The organism is Ferdinandcohnia sp. GQ5 (assembly GCF_059759275.1).
In genome coordinates, this window is the sequence record NZ_JCAXEW010000031.1 from 1 (window position 1) to 22,507 (window position 22,507).

The window sequence follows — 22,507 nt, forward strand, 5'->3', positions numbered from 1 at the left end:
GATTTAGCTGTTCATTGTCCGAAGAAAGCACAACTTCGGACACGTCTGCGCATATTTAGTTAATCTTTGTCTGAAGCTAGTTGAACTTCGGACACGTCTGCGCATATTTAGTTGATCTTTGTCTGAAGCTAGCACAACTTCGGACAAAGTCGCTTAATTTAGCCATTTTTTGTCTGAAGTTACCTCAACTTCGGACACGACTAAGGAGATTTAGCTAATCATTGTCCGAAGATAGCATAACTTCGGCCACAGCCGCGCATATTTAGCCATCCATTGTCCGAAGCTAGCAGAACTTCGGACACGTCCTCGCAGATATAGCTAATCATTGTCCGAAGATAGCATAACTTCGGCCACAGCAACGCAAATTTAGCAACCAATTGTCTGAAGCAGCCTCAACCTCCGACACCAGTGCGCAAATTTATCCATCCATTGTCCGAAGATCTCTCAACTTCAGACCCATTCACGCATATATTGCACTCCTGTGTCCGAAGATACCTCCACTTCGAACAAAGCCCCACTGACTTAGCACCTCCCCTGTGCATCTATCCGCCCCCGATGCACCCATGCTGTTTTGACCTTCTCTTGTCCGAAGACTATCCAGACTAATATTTTAAGATGAGTTTTATTATTATTATTCTGTTTACAGAATGAGTTTGTTTGTACTCAATTTGGAGTCTATATCTTTATACAAGATACCTTATTTACCTAGGTCAAATAACCATATGAAATAGCCTAAAGGACGTATAAATGACCAATTTTATAAAAAAATGAATTAAAGTGTTACATATCTATTTTAATGTGTTATACTAATCGTAGAAAATAACAACAAAAAGTATAACATATATCGTGGAGGGGTTTTGATGAAGCCAAGAATCGCAATCAATGGATTTGGCCGTATTGGAAGAATGGTATTTAGAAAAGCAATTATGGATGATACTTTAGAAATAATCGCTATCAATGCAAGCTACCCTGCGGACACACTAGCACATCTAATAAAATATGATACAAACCATGGTAAGTTCGATGCGGAAATCATTCCACAGGACGACTCATTATTGGTGAATGGTAAGCGTATTCAGCTTCTTAGCTCCCGTGATCCTTTAGAGCTTCCTTGGAAAAGATTAAATATAGATATTGTGATTGAGGCAACAGGAAAATTTAATTCAAAGGAAAAAGCGAGCCTTCATTTACAGGCTGGTGCCAGAAAAGTCATCTTAACTGCACCTGGTAAGGATGAGGATGTTACAATTGTAATGGGTGTAAATGAAGACAAATATGATCATGAAAATCATGCAATCATTTCAAACGCTTCTTGTACAACAAATTGCTTAGCACCAGTTGCAAAAGTTTTAAACGAGCAGTTTGGAATTGTGAACGGTTTAATGACAACAGTTCATGCTTATACAAATGACCAAAAAAATATCGATAATCCACATAAAGATTTAAGAAGAGCAAGAGCTTGTGCACAATCTATTATTCCGACATCGACTGGAGCGGCAAAAGCATTATCACTTGTATTGCCAGAACTAAAAGGAAAATTACATGGAATGGCATTACGTGTACCAACTCCTAATGTTTCTTTAGTTGATTTAGTTGTAGATGTTGAACGAGATGTAACGATTGAAGAAATTAATGAGGCTTTTATAACTGCATCCGTTGGGGCATTAAAAGGGATCTTGGATTTTACGACTGAACCATTAGTTTCCATTGACTTTAATACAAATCCACATTCGTCTATTGTCGATGGGTTATCTACAATGGTCATAGGTGAGCGTAAGGTAAAGGTATTAGCTTGGTACGATAATGAATGGGGATATTCTTGTAGAGTCGTAGATTTAGTCAAATTTGTTGGCGAAAAAATTATCCAAAAAACTGAAGCAAAAGTCGGTTAAATCAAAAACCTTCCCAATTGTGGGAAGGTTTTATTATTTAGTTTAATAAAACGTATTGCTAAATGTATATAAACTTAGTATACTAGTTTTCGTGAACTTCTTAAAAGCTTATGCTTTTGTAGCTACTTAAAGGGTTAGGACCTCTCTGGACTAACTTTCCCCCGTGGTAGTTATGCTCATGCTTTACGCGAAGAACTCATCGAAATTATGGTAAGAGGGGGAACAATTAAATTATGGAAACTATGGGACGTCATGTAATCTCTGAATTATGGGGTTGCGATTTTGAAAAATTAAACGACATGCAAGGTATTGAAGAAACTTTTGTTCAAGCGGCACTAAAGTCAGGTGCAGAAATTCGTGAAGTAGCTTTTCACAAATTTGCTCCACAGGGAGTTAGTGGTGTTGTTATCATCTCTGAATCACATCTAACGATTCACAGTTTTCCTGAACATGGATACGCAAGTATAGATGTGTACACATGTGGAGATTTAGATCCGAATATTGCTGCAGACTATATTGCTGAGGCACTTGGTGCACAAACACGCGAGAATATTGAACTTCCACGTGGTATGGGACCAGTACAAGTAAAGCCAGCACAAGTAAAAGTACTTTAAAAATAAATAAGAATCAACTAAAATAGAAAGAGGTGTATAAATTACACCTCTTTTTTACATTTAGAACAGTAATTTTCATTTATATAGATAAAAATAGGGAGTGGAACTAATGGGATTGCAAACGTTTTTTTCTAATCACAGCGAGACGAGAGACAAACATTCGGACGAGCAGTTAAGAAGTCATTATTATAAAACAACAAATAAAAAGGCGATTGATGCTGTAAAAAAGGTTATTAATCATTTAGATGGTTACCATATTAACTCTGTATCAGAAGAACGAGGGGAAATAAGCATTTCAATAAAAAAAGGAAGAAAAGCCTTTGTGGTTGCAACTGTTGTCTCTGTAAGACCGTTTGAAACAGCGATTGACTTCGCGGTTACAACCGAAACACTTTTATTACCTATAGACTTTGGCTACAGTAAAAAAGTCATTATGAATTTATATCAACGCTTAGATAAAGAACTTCCTCTTATAGGTAAAAAAGATTCATAAGTCGGATTTATGATGAGAACCCCTTGTCCAATGAAAATCTTTCTTATAATATGAATACATAGAGTGTGTGTTCAAAAAAGAGGGTGAAAAGGACCAAGAATTTCAAGGCGGTGCAGCTTTGAGTACCGGAGCGTATGCAGTTAATACGTGAGGAACGCAGAAGCAAGCCAACGCAGAAATTTGATGTGTCATTTTTGACCGAATTTTTGAACATCCTATAGAGATCTCCTAAGAAGGGAGTTGTTAGGAATGAGATGCCCTACTTGTCAACATAATGGAACGAGAGTCTTGGATTCACGCCCAGTTGATGATAGTCGTTCAATCCGTAGAAGACGAGAATGTGAAAAATGCCAGTATCGGTTTACGACATTTGAAAAAGTGGAAGAAATTCCTTTGATTGTGGTTAAAAAAGAAGGTACCCGCGAGGAGTTCAGCAGGGAAAAGATGCTGCGGGGGCTAATTAAAGCGTGTGAAAAACGTCCAGTTTCCTTGAAACAATTAGAGGATATCACTCATGACGTTGAAAAGGAACTACGTAGTCAAGGGATTGCAGAGGTCAATAGCGATATTATTGGTGAATATGTAATGAACCATTTGGCAAAGGTAGATGAAGTTGCGTATGTTCGTTTTGCATCAGTTTACCGCCAATTTAAAGATATAAATGTTTTTATCGATGAATTAAAGGAATTAATAAAAAGAGAACGCTAAAGGGCTTAAGATACGTGTTAAGCTCTTTTTTGAACTATAAATGCGTGTTCAAAAATGAGGTTAAAAAGGACCACGTCGACAAAAACGCTACGGCCTCATGTTTTGTCGACACTAGCACGTCCTGTGCGTCGTAATTTCAAGGCGTCGCGAGCTCCCGAGTACCGGCGCGAGTAACTGCTTGAGTTAACTCCCTTGCAGCCTTGCGCTGAGGAATTGTCATCGTGAATAATCTAGTAGACGCAAGCACATAACCAGGTTATTCACAATGTACTTGGAGCAGTTTACGCAGAAATTCGATGTGTCCTTTTCGGCCGACTTTTTTGACATCCTATAAAAATGGAAGGCTTTGATGAAATGGAGCATTGGAAGGAATTAGTACCAGTTGATCGTTATATTGTGCATTCTGCTGACCTTTTGCATGATTATGACCGGAAAATTGTATCTTTGCTTTACCAACCTCTTATTGGAATGAAAGCCTTCAGTCTATATATGACTTTGTGGAGTGAGTTGGAGCAAAACCGACTATGGGGAGAGGAAAGTACCCATTATACGTTAATGGCACTGTTACAAACGAATCTACAGGATATTTATCAAGAACGATTAAAGCTTGAAGGTATCGGCTTATTAAAAACATTTGTAAAATCCGATGAGCATTCTAGGAGTTTTATCTATGAGTTGCAGGCACCACTCTCACCTAGAGCTTTTTTTACAGATGGTGTTCTTAATGTTTATTTGTATAACAGATTAGGAAAAGGTAAATTTTTTAAACTCAAGCAGTTCTTTTCAGATCATGAACCTGATTTAGATTCATATAAACCGATTACGAAAGCATTTAATGAGGTATTTGCCTCTGCTCAAGTCTCGAAAATGATTTCATCGATTAGTGATGAAATGAAAAGCAATCTTGAACGTGATGACAATACAGAATACATGGATCGTAGTCATGAGAAAAAGCTTGTAATCGAAAACGAAATCTTTAATTTCGATTTGTTTTTTGCAGGTCTTTCAGATGTAATGATTCCGAGAAATGCCATTACACCTAGAGTAAGAGAAGCAATCACTAAGCTTTCTTTTCTTTATGGAATCGATCCGGTTGAGATGCAGGGGATTGTTATGAGTGCTTTTGATCCAAACGAAAAAATTGATATCGAAAAATTAAGAAAGGCTTCAAGAGACTGGTATCAATTTGAAACTGGTAATGAATTACCTAATTTAACAGAAAGGGTTCAACCATTACCAAATCAAACAATGGTAAACAAAGTTCCTCAAACAAAGGAAGAAGAATTAATTCAGAAACTGGAAAGAATCTCACCAAAAGAGTTTTTAATCGATGTATCTGGAGGGTCACAGCCTTCTGTTTCTGAATTGAAAATTATAGAAGATGTGATGTTCCGTCAAAACTTACTTCCAGGTGTTGTGAATGTACTGTTATATTATGTCATGTTAAAATCGGATATGAGATTAACAAAGTCTTATATCGAAACCATTGCAAGTAACTGGGCAAGATTAAATATAAAGACAGTTAAGGATGCAATGGAGACGGCCAAAAAGCATAATTGGACTGCAGATAAAAAGACAAATAAATATAAAAGACAACCGATTCGCAAAGAGTTATTACCTGACTGGTTAAAACAAGAGGATGAAGGTACAAAAGAAGAAACTCCAAAAAAGGAAAAAGCAAAGGAAAATGCATCAAGTCCTTCCTTTGAAGAGAAGAAACGTCTGTTTGAAGAAAGATTAAAAAAGAATAACCAATAAGATGGGGGTGAGGATATGAAACCGATTCAGGATTCTTTGAAAAAACTTTCAAATCATGCTGGCTTTCAGCAGCGATATGAACAAATTAAACATGAGGTATTAAACCATTCTGAGGTAAGAGACTTTATAAACGCACATCAGGATCAAATTACTAATGATACGATTAATAGAAGTCTTGTTAAGCTTTACGAATATATCAATCAAAGCAAGGAATGTAATAAATGTGAAAGCCTTCATTCGTGTAAAAATATGCTACAGGGCTTTCATCCTCATCTTGAACTTAAAGGTAACTCAATTGAATTAAGCTATGAAAGATGTCCGAAAAAGGTAATGCACGATGAACAGATTAAATATAAATCTTTAATTAAGAGTATGTATGTTCCAAAAGATATCCTTGATGCATCCCTCGAATCTCTAGAATTTGATGAAGGACGGTCAGATGCAATTCTTTTAATTCAGGAATTTCTCGACCACTATGAACCTGGCAAACGGATGCAGGGATTATATTTACACGGTTCGTTTGGAATTGGGAAAACTTACTTCTTAGGAGCCCTTGCAAATGGACTAGCTCAGAAAAAGGTCTCTTCGATGCTTGTGTATGTACCAGAATTTATGAGGGAGTTAAAAGGTTCCTTACAGGACCAATCAATCAATTCAAAAATTGATGCAGTTAAAAAAGTACCAGTTTTAATGCTAGATGATATTGGTGCAGAATCGATGTCTAGTTGGATGCGTGACGATATTCTTGGTAGTATCCTGCAATACCGTATGCTTGAAAACTTACCGACCTTCTTTACATCAAATTTCGATTTTAAAGGTCTTGAACACCATTTATCATATACGCAACGTGGTGAAGAGGAAAAGGTCAAAGCTGCTCGAATCATGGAACGAATCAAATATTTAGCAAAACCAGTTGAACTTAAAGGAAAAAACAGACGATACTAATCGAATTGGCTTTCTCGAAAAAGAGAAAGCCAATTTTTTTATTCTAAAGTTGTCCGATTCACCATATACATGTAACAGGGTAATGGTATTGGTGAAATGGGGGGACTAGCTTGATTGAAATGCATTTCCAAGAAATAACAGATGCACAAAAAATGTATAAGGGCTTAGTTGCAAAGGCAAAAGCTCTTTCTATAGATTACATAGAAGTTGTCAATGATGAGGAGAATGTCGTGTCTGTTTTCATTTCAGAGAAAATACAATATGCAGTTCAGGTTGTGGTCATTCCGGTAATGGCCGAGTTTATCATTCATAACAAAGAGGACAATTGGATTCTTGATTACATTGAAAATTTATTTTACTTTACCGATTATGAAGAGAAGAAGCAAATATTAGAAATTGCCAAAGGATTGATGGATGGGAATAACCCTGATATCCCAGGGGTTCAAGATGTCGTGCCGCGGGAACAACTGATAGAGGAAGCGCTTCACGATTTTATGGAAATTCCTATTTCTTTCTCGTTTGAATCATTTTTAAAGTTTCGCATGCGGTCGTATAATGAGGCATTATTGCAAATAATCGAATCTGCTATTGATGAATACAAGCTTGAGCAGGAGTATCAAACATTTATTCAAGGACTGAGGGAATTTAGAGAGAAGCGAGAACCAAAGCTTGAACAATTACATATTTTACATGATGAGCAATTTTATTTTTATAATCATGAGTTTACTGAAATTAAGCGAGATGAATTGTTTAAATATATTGATCGAAAACTAATCCTACACCAGCCCTTGTACATTGATTCTGCAGTATTGGCACCATTAGTATCAATTGCTCCGAAGTCAATTTCAATTTATACGGACCAGATTGATAATGGAATGGTACAGACCATCCACAATATTTTTTTAGAGAATGTCACAATTTACACGAAGAAGTCCTTTGAAAACACACGGCAGAAAGCAAAAAAAATATGAAATATACGAACTGCCCTTGATTTAACTTTTAAATAAGACTATAATACCTACATATTACAAATACTCATGAATGAGTAGTCTATAATTTAAAAGTTATGATGAGGACACGATTGTATAATTACGGTTTTCAGAGAGGGAGGCCAAGGCTGGAAGCTTCCTAACACGAATGATACTTTTACCACCTCTAAACTTCAGTAGTGAACCTTTGTTTATCAAAGTTGTAATTACTGACGGGATAACCGTTATTTGTTTCTTGAGCCATTCGATTTTTCTCGAGTGGAAACAAGGGTGGAACCACGATACATATACTCGTCCCTTTTTTTGGGGACGGGTATTTTTTATTTTCACATTTTTATATCTAGCCCAAGGCGCCATCGGCTCTCGGGTCTAAGCAAATCGCTTCAGAAGGAAAAAGGCACCTTCTGTCGGCGCTAATCTTATACTTGTAGCCTAAGGATGCGCGCCTTGTGCTTTTAATTTAAAAGGAGTTGAAAACTGATGTCAGATGTAGTAAAAATTACATTCCCAGACGGAGCAGTGAAGGAGTTTCCTAAAGGAACAACAACAGAAGATATTGCAGGATCAATCAGCCCAGGCCTAAAGAAAAAGTCAATCGCTGGTAAGTTTAATGGAAAAGAGATTGATTTACGAACTGAAATTCATGAAGATGGTGAAATAGCAATCATTACCCAAGATACTGATGCAGCATTAGAAATCATGCGACACAGTACAGCTCACCTTATGGCTCAAGCAATTAAACGCCTATACAAGGATGTTAAGCTTGGTGTAGGGCCAGTTATTGAAAATGGTTTTTACTATGACATTGATATGGAAAAATCATTAACACCTGAAGATCTGCCTGAAATCGAAAAAGAAATGAAAAAGATCATAAATGAAAATCTTGAAATCCATCGTGTCGAGGTTTCGCGTGATGAGGCATTAAGAAGATACGAGGAAATCGGCGATGAGCTTAAAATTGAATTAATTCAAGATATTCCGGAGGGAGAACCTTTATCAATTTACGAACAAGGTGAATTTTTTGACCTTTGCCGTGGTGTCCATGTTCCTTCAACAGGAAAAATTAAAGAATTTAAGCTATTAAGCATTGCTGGTGCGTACTGGCGTGGAGATAGTGACAATAAAATGCTACAACGTATTTACGGAACTGCATTCTTTAAAAAAGCTGAACTTGACGAATACCTTCGTTTACTAGAAGAGGCTAAAGAACGTGACCATCGTAAATTAGGTAAGGAACTAAGCCTGTTTACAAATTCACAAAAAGTAGGTCAAGGATTGCCATTATGGCTTCCAAAAGGCGCGACGATACGCCGCGTTATCGAACGCTATATTGTAGATAAAGAAGTAAGACTAGGCTATGACCATGTGTATACACCAGTACTTGCAAACGTTGATTTATATAAAACTTCTGGTCACTGGGATCATTATCAAGAAGACATGTTCCCAATAATGGAAATGGATAATGAAGAGCTTGTGTTACGTCCAATGAACTGTCCACATCACATGATGATATATAAAAATGGTATTCATAGCTATCGCAAGCTTCCAATTCGAATTGCAGAATTAGGAACAATGCACCGCTACGAAATGAGTGGCGCATTATCGGGTCTTCAACGTGTTAGAGGAATGACTCTTAATGATGCACATATCTTCGTTCGACCTGACCAAATTCAGGAAGAATTCAAACGCGTTGTAAATCTTATTTTAGAGGTTTATAAAGACTTTGATATTCAAGACTTTAGCTTCCGACTTTCTTACCGCGATCCTGCTGACACTGAAAAATATTTCGATGATGACGCAATGTGGGAGAAAGCTCAATCTATGTTAAAGGCAGCGATGGATGACCTTGGTCTGGATTACTTCGAGGCAGAAGGTGAAGCAGCATTCTATGGTCCTAAACTTGATGTTCAGGTTCGTACAGCACTTGGAAAAGATGAAACACTTTCAACTGTTCAACTTGACTTCTTATTACCAGAACGTTTTGATTTAACTTATATTGGTGAAGATGGAAAACAACATCGTCCAGTTGTTATTCACCGTGGTGTTGTATCAACAATGGAACGCTTTGTTGCTTACTTGATTGAAGAGTATAAAGGGGCATTTCCAACTTGGTTAGCCCCTGTTCAAGTTCAAGTCATTCCAGTTTCTCCTGATGTACATCTTGACTATGCGAAGAGTGTTCAAGAGAAACTTCAGGCAGAAGGATTACGTGTCGAAATTGACGACCGTGATGAAAAGATAGGCTATAAAATCCGTGAAGCACAAATGCAAAAAATTCCATTTATGCTTGTTGTAGGTGACAATGAAATGGGAGAAAAAGCGGTAAATGTCCGTAAATACGGTGAGCAGAAATCTGAGACTATGTCCTTTGATGCTTTCCTTTCAGCGATCCTACAGGAAGTAAAAAAATAAAAAAAGCTTGTCAAACATAAAGGTGCATGCTAGAATGAATTTCGTTGCACTATTCTAGTTGCACCGTTTGACAGTTATCATCATAGATGTTATACTTTTGTAGGTAATTGAATACTTGTTTGAGAAAGTAGAGGCACCCGCTTCTCACCTGATTGACGCAAATTGCAGTTGGTAGGTCTTACGTTCATTAATCATTAATGTGTAAATGAATTGTAATAGTGTGGGTGTGTATACATTCACACTTTTTTGTTTGTCTCAAATCTGTAAAATGCGCAAGATTTCAAACGAGGCATTCTTTAAAAAACCTTGGAGGTGGCTAATTATTAGCAAAGACATGATGGTAAACGAAGGCATTCGTGCCCGCGAAGTTCGTTTGATTGGTCAAAACGGTGATCAGCTTGGAATTAAATCCAAAAATGAAGCATTAGAAATTGCTGCAAGAGCAAATCTTGATCTTGTATTGGTTGCACCTAACGCGAAACCACCTGTATGTCGTATAATGGACTACGGTAAATTCCGTTTTGAGCAACAGAAGAAAGAAAAAGAAGCTCGTAAAAACCAAAAGGTTATCAATATTAAGGAAGTTAGACTTAGTCCGACAATTGATGAGCATGATTTTAATACAAAGCTTCGTAACGCAATTAAATTCCTTGAAAAGGGCGACAAAGTTAAAGCGTCTATTCGCTTTAAAGGTCGTGCGATTACACATAAAGAAATCGGTCAACGTGTTTTAGATCGTTTTTCTAAAGCTTGTGCTGAAGTAGCTACGATTGAATCCCACCCAAAAATGGATGGAAGAAGCATGTTTTTAGTACTAGCACCTAAAATCGAAAAGTAATGAATTGAGGAGGAACTCCCTATGCCAAAAATGAAAACACACCGTGGTACTGCAAAGCGTTTTAAGAAAACAGGATCTGGTAAACTTAAACGTTCACATGCATACACAAGCCACTTATTCGGAAATAAATCTCAAAAGCAAAAGCGTAAGCTTCGTAAAGCTACATTAGTTAGCAAAGGCGATTTCAAACGTATTCGCCACATGTTAGACAACATTAAATAATCGGTTATTGATCTTAGGAGGGAAACAAAATGCCAAGAGTAAAAGGCGGAACAGTTACACGCAAACGTCGTAAAAAGGTATTAAAATTAGCTAAAGGTTATTTCGGTTCAAAACACACTTTATATAAAGTTGCAAACCAACAAGTAATGAAATCATTAATGTATGCTTACCGTGACCGTCGTCAAAAGAAACGCGACTTCCGTAAGCTATGGATTACTCGTATCAACGCAGCTGCTCGTATGAACGGACTTTCTTACAGCCGTTTAATGCACGGGTTAAAAGTAGCTGGTATCGAAGTAAACCGCAAAATGCTTGCTGACCTAGCTGTTAGCGATGAAAAAGCATTTGCAGAATTAGCAACTGTAGCTAAAAACAACTTAAAATAAAAAAGCGGAAGCGACTTGACCAGAAATGAGGAAACTGGATACTGCGACTACGAGGCGTAATTTGCCTTTGCCGGAGGAGTTGAAGTTTCCTGAATTTCTAGTTGCTGAAGCTAGACTACAAATAAGTCTAGGTAAAAAGGTTACTCCCATTGTAAAATGAGAGTAACCTTTTTTGTTTTAGTCAATAACGGAGGAATAATAATGAGCTATCTCTTTTTCATCTATGTAATTCTAAATATATATGGATTCTTACTTATGTATATTGATAAAAATAGAGCTAGAAATAACAAATGGCGCATTTCTGAAAAGCATATTTGGGTTGTCGCCATTGTAGGTGGTGCACTAGGGGCAACCTTTGGGATGAGACAATTTCGCCATAAAACAAAGCATAAGCAATTTGTCATCATGCTTCCCATTCTTTCAATTGTTACGATAGCCCTTTATACATATATTTTAGTTAACCTGTCATAACAACTTGTACGTTTGTATATGCTTAAATAGCACCGAAGTAACCTAACGAAAGAGAGGTGAGTTGTGTATTTGGATGAAACAATGACACTTCTGTTTGTTTTTATTGAATCCACTGGACTGCTTGCCCCCATTATATTTATTGGGATACATCTTATTCGTCCCTTCTTTTTCATTCCAGTACCTGTAATATGTATTGTCGGGGGAATATTATTTGGATCCGTATTTGGAACGATCTATTCCATCCTAGGTTTAACCATGCTTAGCATTCTTTTCTATTTTTTATATAGTCAAGTTCCTAGATTGTCGCAAAAAATTACTAATCTTAAGCAAAAATGGTTGGGTGAACGAGTGAAATTTACGATTGGGCAAATTGCAATCTTACGTCTTATTCCTTTTATTAATTTTCATCTTTTATCATTGTGCATCAAAGATGTGACTCGAAATTTCCGAGAATATGCCAAAGGCTCCTTCTATACAAATATCCCAGTAGCTCTTCTTTACACCGTTTTCGGACAATTTATCCGTGAATTCTCCACGACAGTTATTCTTGCTATTCTCCTTGCACTAACTCTATTGTTCTATTTACTTAGAGAAAAACAAGTCATTATCAAATGGCATGAATTTTTCAAACCTAAAACAGGTAGATCTTATCAATGAAAAACAGTCGTGAGTTAACGCTCACGACTGTTTTCTTTAATAAGTTCTTTTATCGGACTTTTCCAATCAATTTTAGCATGCGGGTATACTTCACTAATCCTACGTTCAATGTATTGAAAATCTGTATAATTTAATCCCTTTAGATTGTCGTCTTTGGCCCAGACAAAAATCGAGACAACTTCAAACGATTTCTTCGTTGTTCCTAAATATTTTTCTCCCTCAAATAAAACTCCCTTATATGTTAATAAAAAGTTTTTATGAACATTTGCAAGATCGTCAAGCCAGTAGAATTCTCGTTTTTCTTGAGCAAGTTCAAGTTTCCTCTTTGGGTTAAGGACATACTTAAAAATCCGATATAATAAGAAAATAATAAGAAGTAATAGTACAAAACGAATAAGTAGGACAAACATAAGAGGACTCCCTCCATTCTCAATCTGCCAACATATACGATTGAAACAGTTAAAAGGTTTCAAGTTTTGATTAATTTGCTATAATTTTTTTAGTTTGTTTTTTATTGAGGAGGACTACTTATGACATATAACTTAAAAGTAATGCTGTTAAACGAGGATGCAAGGCTCCCGTTACAAGCAAACCCAGGTGATGCAGGATTGGATTTATTTTCTGCTGAAGAAAAAGTAATTAAACCTGGAGAGGCTGAATTAATTAAAACGGGAATCAAAATTGAGCTGCCTCCAGGAACCGAAGCCCAAGTAAGACCAAGAAGCGGACTAGCACTAAAACATTCGGTTACTGTTTTAAATAGCCCTGGAACAATTGATGAAGGGTACCGTGGGGAAGTCGCTGTTATATTAATTAATCATGGCAAAAAGGACTTTGTGGTAGAAAAACAAATGCGTATTGCGCAGATGGTCATTGCCCAGGTCGCTCAGGTTAATTTACAACAAGTGGAGGAAGTAACAACTTCTGAAAGAGGTGAAGGTGGTTTTGGGTCTAGTGGGACGAAATAAAAAGTCCCTGATTGCTCAATTGCCACCATTTTCTGTATAATGAAATGGTGATCAAACTTAGGAAAGTTAGGTGATTTATTAATGACAAAGCTTGATGAAACATTAACGATGCTTAAAGATCTTACCGATGCAAAAGGAATTCCTGGTAATGAACGAGAGCCGCGTGAAATCATGAAAAAATACATAACACCATATTCTGATGAAATTTCGTACGATGGGATTGGAAGCATTATTGCAAAAAAGGCGGGTAATGCAGAGGGTCCAAAAGTAATGATTGCAGGACATTTAGATGAAGTAGGTTTCATGGTAACACAAATAGATGATAAAGGATTTTTGCGTTTCCAAACCGTTGGAGGCTGGTGGTCACAGGTTATGCTTGCACAACGTGTAACCGTTGTCACGAGTAAAGGTGATATTACGGGCGTTATTGGCTCAAAACCACCACATATATTATCTGCTGAAGCACGTAAAAAGCCTGTAGAAATTAAAGATATGTTTATTGATATTGGTGCATCAAGTCGTGAACAAGCTCTTGAATTTGGTGTGAAACCTGGTGATCAGGTGGTGCCATATTTTGAATTCACAGTTATGAATAATGAAAAAATGCTACTAGCAAAAGCTTGGGATAACCGAATCGGCTGTGCAATTGCAATTGACGTTCTAAAATATCTGAAGAATGAAGAACATCCTAACGTTGTTTATGGTGTTGGTTGTGTACAAGAAGAAGTCGGTCTTCGTGGTGCAAAAACAGCTGCAACGATGATTAAACCTGATATTGCGATTGCAGTTGATGTAGGTATTGCAGGCGATACTCCTGGGATTTCTGAAAAAGAAGCAATGAGTAAAATGGGAGAAGGTCCACAAATCATTTTATACGATGCTTCTATGGTTTCTCACAAGGGATTGCGTGATTTTGTTGTTGGAGTGGCTGATGAGCTAAGTATTCCATACCAATTTGATGCGATTGCAGGTGGTGGAACAGATGCTGGAGCAATCCACATTACATTAGAAGGCGTTCCATCATTAGCGATTACAATCGCAACCCGTTACATTCATTCACACGCAGGAATTCTTCACCGTGATGATTATGAAAATGCTGTTAAGTTAATTGCAGAAGTAATCAAACGTCTTGATCAAGAGACTGTCAACAAAATTAAATTTGAATAAGAACAAGTAAAGCCGATGAGTTTATCATCGGCTTTTTCTAACTACTGCTTTAATCCTTGCTCTAATGTTGCAAGCATTTCTTGCTTATCCTCTTGGCTTGCATTTTGCCAAATGACTTCAAACAAAACACCTAAACCAGGAAGCATTTTTTCTTCGCCACTTTGGATAGCATCTACTATTGTATCTTCTAATTCAGCCTGAGAATTTCCTGTGACATTGTGCTTTACAGCATGTCTTAAGTTTAAGTTCATTCACATGCACACCTTTCATATGTAACTTTTTCTTTACTATGATTTACGTTATACCGTTTTATTATGTATCTTTGTTAGGATATAATGGAAAAAGAATTAGCAAAAAGGAGCAATTGACAAGTTGAAACGAATCGAATCAAATAAAAATCCTCAAATAAAACAATGGAAAAAACTACATACAAAAAAGGAACGTGACAAATCAAGAACTTTTATGATAGAAGGATTTCATTTAGTAGAAGAGGCATTAAAAAGTGATGTAGTCATCCAAGAATTGATTATAAGTGAAACAACAGACATCCCATCAGAGTGGATTGTAGATGATTTATCAATCACGATTGTGACGGAAAAAATCATGCAGGAAATAAGTGATACTGATACTTCTCAAGGAGTTGCTGCAGTTTGTGAGCAATACTCGGTAAAAGAAGGTGGAAAGATCTCTAGGCTCTTATTAATAGATGCTGTACAGGATCCCGGTAATCTAGGGACGATGATTCGAACGGCAGATGCAGCAGGAATTGATGCAGTCATTATTGGTGAAGGAAGCGTTGATGTCTATAACTCAAAGGTCATTCGTTCTACACAAGGCTCCATATTTCATATACCTATTATAAAAGAAAATCTTCACGACACTATCTTAAAACTTAAACAAAATGGGATTAAAGTATATGGAACATCTTTAAAAGATGCAGTTGATTATAAACAAGCGTCTGTTGGAGAGTCATTTGCATTGATTGTTGGAAATGAAGGAAATGGAGTCGAGCCAGAATTACTAGATAAAACAGATCAAAACCTTTATATCCCAATCTTCGGTAGAAGTGAATCATTAAACGTTGCAGTAGCAGCAGGGATTTTACTGTATCATTTACGATAAAGAGGGGGGAGTATAATAAACGACTTTTTCGGAAGTTCCGTTATCGGAGACCCGTTTCGGTGGTTAGCTCTTTCACATGTTGTGATGTTAGGCTTATTGTTTGCTTCAGGGATAGTTTTATTTATTTTTCGAGCAACACTCACAAAGAGAAAATCAGCAATCCGTTATTCCTTAGCTTTCTTTTTATTAGCAAGCGAACTATCTCTTTACATATGGTATTTGAAAACGGGAGTATGGGATCCAGTAGATTCATTGCCATTTCAGCTATGCTCAATCTCATTGTTTTTAAGTATCATCATGTTGTTAACACGAAAGTTTTTTTTATTTGAAATTACGTATTTCCTAGGCATTGGTGGTGCTCTACAAGCAATGCTTACACCAGAGCTTGCTTATGATTTTCCACATTATCGCTATTTTCATTTTTTTCTAGCACATATCGCCATCATACTAGCGAGCTTGTACATGATTTGGTATGAGAATTGTAGGCCGGCTTTCACATCTATTTGGAAGGCATTTGCTGCTTTAAATGTTATTGCAATAGTTGTCTTTTTTATTAACAAAGCAACAGGTGGAAATTATATGTTTCTCGCACGAAAGCCAATAAATCCAAGCCTAATCGATTTTTTGGGTCCGTACCCTTGGTATATTTTATCCTTGGAAATAGTCGCATTGTTTATGTTTTTTATTCTCTATCTCCCATTTATACGAAAAAAGAATTAAAATGGGTTTGATTTGTACAACAAAGATACGTATAATATAATTTATATGCTTACATAAAATCTGTGTTTTAAAAAGTCGATGCTTATCATTTGGTGACTTTTTAAACATCCTTATATCGTAAAAACAGTGATAGAGACCAGTAACTTTCCACTCACTATCTAGGGAGAAAATGCCGAGACTGCAAGCATTTTTATAGAAGAAGAAAGTGAATTCACCTCTTGAGTTGGCACTGGGACCGTTTTGTCATTCAAAACGTAAAGGTGTACCGGCATTTGCCGTTATCGAAACGAAGTGAACAATTAGTATTTGATAATTGTTAACAAGGGTGGTACCACGAATCTAAACCTCGTCCCTTTTTTGGGATTGAGGTTTTTTATTTTGTCTTGATGTCTAGCTCCAGGCGCCATCGGCTCGAGGTCACAAGCCCATGCCAGGATGGCTAGGATTCCAGTGCTATGCACAGGACGTGTATACTTTTAGCTGGAATTGGGGCGCCTTGTGCTTTTCTAAGAAAAAAGGAGGAATTATGAATGCAAGAAAGATTACTTGAGCTGAAAGAAGAAGCTCTGGCAAAAGTCGAAGCTTCAACGAATCTTAAAGAATTAAACGATATTCGTGTTGCGTATTTAGGAAAAAAAGGACCTATCACTGAAGTACTAAGAGGGATGGGCAAGCTTTCTGCCGAAGAGCGTCCTAAAATGGGTGCGCTTGTGAATGAAGTAAGAGAGCAAATTACTGAAAAATTAACTGCAAAGCAGGAGTTACTTGAAAAAGAAGAAGTTGAAAAAAGACTTGCTTCTGAAACAATCGATGTGACCTTACCTGGAAGACCGATTAAGGTAGGTGGACCTCATCCACTTACTAAGGTAATTGAAGAAATTGAAGATCTTTTCCTTGGTATGGGTTATTCAATCGCTGAGGGGCCAGAAGTCGAGAAAGATTATTACAATTTTGAGGCCTTAAATTTACCGAAGGACCACCCAGCAAGGGACATGCAGGATTCATTTTACATCACTGAGGATATTTTACTTCGTACCCAAACGTCTCCTGTTCAAGCAAGAACAATGGAAAAGCATAAAGGAAAAGGACCTGTAAAAATCATCTGTCCTGGTAAAGTATACCGCCGAGACAACGATGATGCGACACATTCCCATCAATTCACTCAAATTGAAGGATTGGTTGTGGATGAAAACATTCGTATGAGTGACCTTAAAGGTACTTTAAATACGTTTGCAAAGAAAATGTTTGGTGAAGATCGTGAAATCCGTCTACGTCCAAGCTTCTTCCCATTCACTGAGCCTTCAGTAGAGATGGACATCTCATGCTTTAAATGTGGTGGAGATGGCTGTAATGTTTGTAAGAAAACAGGCTGGATTGAAATTTTAGGTGCTGGTATGGTTCATCCAAATGTACTTGAAATGTCTGGATTTGATTCAAAGAAATATACAGGCTTCGCGTTCGGAATGGGCCCAGAGCGTATTGCAATGTTAAAATACGGAATTGATGATATTCGTCATTTATACACAAATGATAATCGTTTCATCAAACAATTTAATCGGGCTTAAGGAGGGAAAAAACATGTTTGTTTCATATAAATGGTTACAAGAATACGTTGATTTATCAGGTGTAACTGCTGAAGAATTAGCAGAGAAAATCACTAGAAGTGGAATTGAAGTTGAAGGTGTCGATCATTTAGGGGAAGGCATTAGCGGAATTGTTGTCGGTCATGTATTAGAATGTGAGCAACATCCCAATGCTGATAAATTAAATAAATGTCAAGTCGATTTAGGTGAAGGTGAACCTGTTCAAATTATTTGTGGTGCACCAAATGTTGCAAAAGGCCAAAAGGTGGTCGTGGCAAAGGTAGGAGCTGTACTTCCAGGTAACTTCAAAATCAAAAAGGCGAAGCTTCGAGGTGAAGAATCAAATGGTATGATTTGTTCCCTACAAGAGCTTGGCATTGAATCAAAACTTGTTTCAAAAGAATATTCAGAAGGTATCTTTGTATTTCCACATGATGTTGAGCCAGGAGCGGACGCGATTGCCCAACTAAATCTTGATGACAAAGTTCTTGAGTTAGGACTAACACCTAATCGTTCTGATGCTATGAGCATGTTGGGGGTTGCTTATGAAGTTGCAGCTATTCTAGGCAGAGAAGTTAAACTTCCACAACCAAAAGTAATAACCTCAGAGGAAAAAGCGGAGGATTATATTTCAATTGCTGTTGATGCAAAGGAAGATAATCCATTATATGTGGCGCGAGTTATAAAGAACGTTAAAATCGGTCCATCACCATTGTGGCTTCAAGCACGCCTGATGGCAGAAGGAATTCGACCACACAATAATGTAGTTGATATTACAAATTATATTTTATTAGAATATGGCCAACCTTTACATGCCTTTGATTATGATCGACTAGGCTCTAATGAAATTCTTGTAAGACGTGCAAATAACGGAGAAAAGATTACAACATTAGACGATGTAGAGCGTACATTAACGAACGAACACCTTGTTATTACAAATGGAACGGTGCCAGTTGCCCTTGCAGGTGTAATGGGTGGAGCAAATTCTGAAGTAAAAAATGACACAACAACAGTATTAATAGAGTCTGCTTATTTTACAGGAAGTACAATCCGTAAGTCTTCTAAGGATCACGGATTACGCAGTGAGGCAAGTGCTCGCTTTGAAAAAGGAATTGATGCAAATCGTACTCGTGAAGCAGCTGACCGTGCTGCTGAGCTAATGGCAGAGCTTGCTGGCGGTGTGGTTCTTGATGGTGTTGTAGCAGTGGATACTCTTGATATTCAACCTGTAGAAGTATCGGTTTCACTAGAGAGAATTAATAAAGTGTTAGGAACTGAGATAACAAAAGAAAAAGTAGAAGAGATTTTTACAAACCTACAATTCCCATTTACTGTGGATAACAATACGTTCCATGTTACTGCACCAACTCGCAGACCTGACATTACGATTGAAGAGGATTTAATCGAAGAAGTTGCGCGGTTATTCGGTTATGATGAGCTACCAACAACACTCCCAGTTGGCGAATCAAATCCTGGCAGATTAACGGATTACCAAGCTAAGCGTCGTTTAGTTAGAAGATATCTAGAAGGTGTAGGCTTATATCAAAGCACCACATATTCACTTACTAGTGCTGAAAAAGTTACTAAATACGCACTTGAAAAAAGCGAACCTATACGTTTAGCAATGCCAATGAGCGAGGAACGTAGTCTTTTAAGACTTAGTCTTCTTCCTCATTTATTAGAAGTTGTTTCACATAACCTCGCTCGCCAGATTGACAGTGTAGCTACTTATGAAACTGGTGCGGTATTCATTACTAGACCTGGCCAGGAACTACCTGAAGAGAGAGAACATCTTGCGATAGCTCTTACAGGTTCGTGGTTATCACCAACATGGCAGGGTGAGAAAAAAGCAGTGGACTTCTATGTGGTTAAAGGTATTGTAGAAGGTCTATTTGAAAAGTTAGGTCTTGGAAATAGAACATCATTCCTTCAAGCAAGAGTGGAAGATATGCATCCTGGTCGTACAGCTACTGTATTATTAGACAATAAGGAAATCGGATTTATTGGTCAAATTCATCCAAATGTCCAAAAAGACTTAGATTTAACACCGACTTATGTGGTTGAATTATCATTAAAGGATGTCTTGGAAGCAGATGTAGAAGAAATACTCTACCAGCCAATTCCAAGATACCCATCAATGACTCGTGACATCGCACTTGTCGTGGACAATTCAGTTGCTGCAGGTGATATGAAGCAGGTCATTATTGAAGCGGGTGGAAAGTTACTCCGCGATGTTACGATCTTTGACCTATATGAAGGAGAGCGTATGGAGCCTGGTAAAAAATCAGTTGCATACTCGATCAAATACTTTGATCCAGAACGTACTCTAACAGAGGAAGAAGTAACAAAAGCACATGAAAAAGTACTAAAGGCAGTTGCAGAGAAATTTGATGCAACATTGCGTTCATAAAAAAATGGAGTGGGTATTTTATCCCACTCCATTTTTAATTTGTCTAGCTTCAGACGTCGTCGGTTCTATGATCTAAGCCTAATATTTCGGAAGGTTGGGGGCATCTTATGCTTGTCGACCAAAGTTGCCCTCCTTTCTTATCTTATATCCCAGCTATTTTCTTCGCTTTTCCTGTGTTTGCAAAATGTAGTTTGGTATACGTGCGCAGTGCACCAACACCATGCTTTTTTATTAGCTTAGCTGCAACAACATCAACCTGAGCACCGGCCCCTTTTTTTAACTCCAAACCGCACTTCTCACTTAATTTATCAAATTCTTTTATGAATGCATAACGAGCGATAATTGAAGCAGCAGCGACTGATAGGTGTACGCCCTCAGCCTTTGTGCTGAAATAAACCTTATCCTTAATTATTTCCTTTTGACCAGAAAGATGTCTAAAATACACGTCTGGAACAGCGAACTGATCGATTAGAATACCATCGGGTGTGGAGGGTGCAATTTTTTTCAAGACATGTGCGATTGCTTGGTTATGTAATAAGGCCTTCATCTTTCCTTGAGTCATCCCTTTAGCTTGAAGTTCATTGTATTTTTCATTATGTAAAATTAACAGACTATAAGGGATGACATGAATAATCGATTCGGCAATCTCACAAATTTGTTTGTCGTTTAAATCCTTTGAATCTTTAACCCCAAGTTCCTTCAATAGCTCGAACTTATCATTGGAAACAAATGCAGCAACGACTGTCATCGGTCCAAAGTAGTCACCTGTCCCAACTTCATCCGAACCAACCATTGATAATGTTCCGATATTTGCTGGCAAGCCACTATTCTTTGGAACTGGTTTGTTAGTTGTGGTCGTTTTACTGGACGTAACAGAGCTGTCCCATTTTGCAGCTTCACTTAAAGCACTATTTCCTTGAAACAATACTTTCCCAGATTTATAAGCTGTAATTGTACAGCTAGGGAGTTTGGCGACAAATAATCCTCCCTGTGGGACCTTATCTTGCAATTGACTTTTATAATCCGTCTTCATTTTTTCTATCGTTTCGAGGGTACATTTTAATACAGTATTAGACAAAAATAACATCTCCTACTATTTTTGGATAAAATTCTACATGTTCTATCATAACGTTTGTTGAGATTTCTTTCCATAAATATCACGTTCATGGTATTATTATCTGTAGGATTGACTAGAATGGAGGCCAAATACTTGTCACAGCCACAAAAAACAAGAACCACTGTAGATATATATGGACAGCAATACTCAATTATCGGGTCTGAGAGCACAAGTCATATTCGCCTTGTGGCCTCAATTGTCGATGATAAAATGAGAGAAATTAGCGGAAAAAACCCGACACTTGATATTAATAAACTAGCAGTATTAACAGCAGTTAATATTGTTCATGAACATCTAAAGTTAAAAGAAGACTATGAAAACCTTGAAAAACTCTTAGAACAAGCAAAAAATGAAAAGGATTGAAGTGATATGTTCGATTTAGTTTTGATTATTATCCTCTTAATGGGATTCTTAGTTGGTTTAAGAAGAGGGTTTATCCTTCAAATCGTTCATCTTACTGGCTTTATTGTTGCATTTATCGTCGCATATCTCTATTATGATGAACTTATGCCAAAATTAGTATTATGGATTCCATATCCATCATTCGGCGACGCCGAGACAATGAAATTTTTATTTGAAAGTACAAATTTAGAAACGTCTTATTATCGTGCTATTGCTTTTGCAATTATTTTCTTTGTTACAAAGTTCCTATGGCAGATTATAGGATCGATGTTAGATTTCCTTGCAAATCTACCAATTTTAAAACAAATTAACGGGTGGGCTGGCGGCCTACTAGGATTTGTTGAGGTATACCTCATTGTTTTTATTGTGCTTTATATCGGAGCTTTACTACCAGTTGAAATGGTTCAGTCTAATCTCAATGATTCATTTATGGCGAAAATGATCGTACAACACACACCATTCTTCACTGGAAAAATTAAGGACATGTGGATTTGACAAGTAATTAGTAACTGACTCCTCTATTTAGTTAGAGGAGTTTTTTTTGTCAAAAATGAAAAAGCTGATACATTAAGTGACTTTTTCGCAAAAAATCTGTATCATTTTGGATAGTTAATCGTATGGAATGATAGGTAG

General features: G+C 37.2%; 24 protein-coding genes and 3 other annotated features. Of the genes, 21 read left to right on the top strand and 3 right to left on the bottom strand.

Annotated elements, in window-relative coordinates:
* The first annotated feature begins 860 nt into the window (after positions 1-860).
* The 13 genes from AC6CHV_RS24980 (at position 861) to AC6CHV_RS25040 (ending at position 12,385) form a co-directional block, all read left to right on the top strand.
* Positions 861-1,892, top strand: coding sequence for a glyceraldehyde-3-phosphate dehydrogenase (locus AC6CHV_RS24980; RefSeq protein ID WP_341330669.1), 1,032 nt, complete (start codon positions 861-863; stop codon positions 1,890-1,892).
* A 233-nt stretch (positions 1,893-2,125) separates the two neighbouring features.
* Positions 2,126-2,506 carry an adenosylmethionine decarboxylase gene (gene speD / locus AC6CHV_RS24985; protein WP_010678381.1) on the top strand — a complete coding sequence of 127 codons (381 nt, stop codon included), beginning with the start codon at positions 2,126-2,128 and terminating at the stop codon, positions 2,504-2,506.
* Positions 2,507-2,615: 109 nt separating this feature from the next.
* Positions 2,616-2,999: a cytosolic protein gene (locus AC6CHV_RS24990; RefSeq protein ID WP_341330670.1), complete on the top strand. Its 384-nt coding sequence runs from the start codon at positions 2,616-2,618 to the stop codon at positions 2,997-2,999.
* A 249-nt stretch (positions 3,000-3,248) separates the two neighbouring features.
* Complete coding sequence (gene nrdR, locus AC6CHV_RS24995) at positions 3,249-3,707, top strand: transcriptional regulator NrdR (protein ID WP_121447629.1); 459 nt, start codon at positions 3,249-3,251, stop codon at positions 3,705-3,707.
* A 354-nt stretch (positions 3,708-4,061) separates the two neighbouring features.
* Positions 4,062-5,465 carry a replication initiation and membrane attachment family protein gene (locus tag AC6CHV_RS25000; protein WP_341330671.1) on the top strand — a complete coding sequence of 468 codons (1,404 nt, stop codon included), beginning with the start codon at positions 4,062-4,064 and terminating at the stop codon, positions 5,463-5,465.
* A 15-nt stretch (positions 5,466-5,480) separates the two neighbouring features.
* Positions 5,481-6,410: a primosomal protein DnaI gene (dnaI, locus tag AC6CHV_RS25005; protein WP_341330672.1), complete on the top strand. Its 930-nt coding sequence runs from the start codon at positions 5,481-5,483 to the stop codon at positions 6,408-6,410.
* Positions 6,411-6,529: 119 nt separating this feature from the next.
* A complete protein-coding gene (gene ytxC / locus AC6CHV_RS25010) occupies positions 6,530-7,381 on the top strand; it encodes a putative sporulation protein YtxC (protein ID WP_341333509.1) in 852 nt (283 codons plus the stop codon).
* A gap of 86 nt (positions 7,382-7,467) precedes the next feature.
* Positions 7,468-7,701 (top strand) — a binding site (T-box leader).
* 178 nt (positions 7,702-7,879) lie between these two features.
* Positions 7,880-9,811 carry a threonine--tRNA ligase gene (thrS, locus tag AC6CHV_RS25015; RefSeq protein WP_341330673.1) on the top strand — a complete coding sequence of 644 codons (1,932 nt, stop codon included), beginning with the start codon at positions 7,880-7,882 and terminating at the stop codon, positions 9,809-9,811.
* A 119-nt stretch (positions 9,812-9,930) separates the two neighbouring features.
* Positions 9,931-10,065: a sequence feature (ribosomal protein L20 leader region), on the top strand.
* Positions 10,066-10,130: 65 nt separating this feature from the next.
* Positions 10,131-10,649 (top strand): translation initiation factor IF-3, encoded by a 519-nt coding sequence (infC, locus tag AC6CHV_RS25020; RefSeq protein ID WP_121447745.1) that lies wholly within the window; start codon positions 10,131-10,133, stop codon positions 10,647-10,649.
* Positions 10,650-10,670: 21 nt separating this feature from the next.
* Positions 10,671-10,871, top strand: coding sequence for a 50S ribosomal protein L35 (gene rpmI / locus AC6CHV_RS25025; protein ID WP_057999468.1), 201 nt, complete (start codon positions 10,671-10,673; stop codon positions 10,869-10,871).
* Between the two features lie 29 nt (positions 10,872-10,900).
* Entirely contained in the window at positions 10,901-11,257 is a 357-nt protein-coding gene (gene rplT, locus AC6CHV_RS25030) for a 50S ribosomal protein L20 (RefSeq protein WP_010678372.1), read from the top strand.
* A gap of 201 nt (positions 11,258-11,458) precedes the next feature.
* Positions 11,459-11,728: a DUF1294 domain-containing protein gene (locus AC6CHV_RS25035; protein WP_341330674.1), complete on the top strand. Its 270-nt coding sequence runs from the start codon at positions 11,459-11,461 to the stop codon at positions 11,726-11,728.
* A 63-nt stretch (positions 11,729-11,791) separates the two neighbouring features.
* Entirely contained in the window at positions 11,792-12,385 is a 594-nt protein-coding gene (locus tag AC6CHV_RS25040; protein ID WP_341330675.1) for a TVP38/TMEM64 family protein, read from the top strand.
* A gap of 14 nt (positions 12,386-12,399) precedes the next feature.
* Here AC6CHV_RS25040 and AC6CHV_RS25045 read toward each other — a convergent pair whose 3' ends face one another.
* Positions 12,400-12,795 carry a sigma-w pathway protein ysdB gene (locus AC6CHV_RS25045; protein ID WP_121447636.1) on the bottom strand — a complete coding sequence of 132 codons (396 nt, stop codon included), beginning with the start codon at positions 12,793-12,795 and terminating at the stop codon, positions 12,400-12,402.
* Positions 12,796-12,915: 120 nt separating this feature from the next.
* Here AC6CHV_RS25045 and dut point away from each other — a divergent pair, with 120 nt between their 5' ends.
* On the top strand, positions 12,916-13,353 hold the full coding sequence (dut, locus tag AC6CHV_RS25050; protein WP_341330676.1) for a dUTP diphosphatase: 438 nt from the start codon (positions 12,916-12,918) through the stop codon (positions 13,351-13,353).
* Between the two features lie 81 nt (positions 13,354-13,434).
* Positions 13,435-14,520 carry a M20/M25/M40 family metallo-hydrolase gene (locus AC6CHV_RS25055; RefSeq protein WP_121447638.1) on the top strand — a complete coding sequence of 362 codons (1,086 nt, stop codon included), beginning with the start codon at positions 13,435-13,437 and terminating at the stop codon, positions 14,518-14,520.
* 41 nt (positions 14,521-14,561) lie between these two features.
* Here AC6CHV_RS25055 and sspI read toward each other — a convergent pair whose 3' ends face one another.
* Entirely contained in the window at positions 14,562-14,771 is a 210-nt protein-coding gene (gene sspI, locus AC6CHV_RS25060; protein ID WP_121447639.1) for a small acid-soluble spore protein SspI, read from the bottom strand.
* Between the two features lie 121 nt (positions 14,772-14,892).
* Between sspI and AC6CHV_RS25065 the strand changes: the two genes are divergently transcribed.
* The 4 genes from AC6CHV_RS25065 (at position 14,893) to pheT (ending at position 20,355) form a co-directional block, all read left to right on the top strand.
* The gene (locus AC6CHV_RS25065; RefSeq protein WP_440274890.1) at positions 14,893-15,642 is read left to right on the top strand and encodes a TrmH family RNA methyltransferase; all 750 of its coding nucleotides are present in this window, start codon (positions 14,893-14,895) and stop codon (positions 15,640-15,642) included.
* Positions 15,643-15,684: 42 nt separating this feature from the next.
* Positions 15,685-16,362, top strand: a complete 678-nt coding sequence (locus AC6CHV_RS25070; RefSeq protein WP_341333510.1) for a YwaF family protein — start codon at positions 15,685-15,687, stop codon at positions 16,360-16,362.
* 117 nt (positions 16,363-16,479) lie between these two features.
* Positions 16,480-16,719, top strand: a binding site (T-box leader).
* 173 nt (positions 16,720-16,892) lie between these two features.
* Positions 16,893-17,927 carry a phenylalanine--tRNA ligase subunit alpha gene (gene pheS, locus AC6CHV_RS25075; RefSeq protein WP_121447642.1) on the top strand — a complete coding sequence of 345 codons (1,035 nt, stop codon included), beginning with the start codon at positions 16,893-16,895 and terminating at the stop codon, positions 17,925-17,927.
* 13 nt (positions 17,928-17,940) lie between these two features.
* Positions 17,941-20,355: a phenylalanine--tRNA ligase subunit beta gene (gene pheT, locus AC6CHV_RS25080; RefSeq protein WP_498079884.1), complete on the top strand. Its 2,415-nt coding sequence runs from the start codon at positions 17,941-17,943 to the stop codon at positions 20,353-20,355.
* A gap of 142 nt (positions 20,356-20,497) precedes the next feature.
* Here pheT and rnhC read toward each other — a convergent pair whose 3' ends face one another.
* Positions 20,498-21,433 (bottom strand): ribonuclease HIII, encoded by a 936-nt coding sequence (gene rnhC, locus AC6CHV_RS25085; protein WP_341330679.1) that lies wholly within the window; start codon positions 21,431-21,433, stop codon positions 20,498-20,500.
* A 132-nt stretch (positions 21,434-21,565) separates the two neighbouring features.
* Between rnhC and zapA the strand changes: the two genes are divergently transcribed.
* Together zapA and AC6CHV_RS25095 are read left to right on the top strand one after the other, a co-directional pair.
* On the top strand, positions 21,566-21,835 hold the full coding sequence (zapA, locus tag AC6CHV_RS25090; RefSeq protein ID WP_121447645.1) for a cell division protein ZapA: 270 nt from the start codon (positions 21,566-21,568) through the stop codon (positions 21,833-21,835).
* Positions 21,836-21,841: 6 nt separating this feature from the next.
* Positions 21,842-22,369, top strand: a complete 528-nt coding sequence (locus AC6CHV_RS25095; protein ID WP_121447646.1) for a CvpA family protein — start codon at positions 21,842-21,844, stop codon at positions 22,367-22,369.
* The last annotated feature ends 138 nt before the right edge of the window (positions 22,370-22,507 follow it).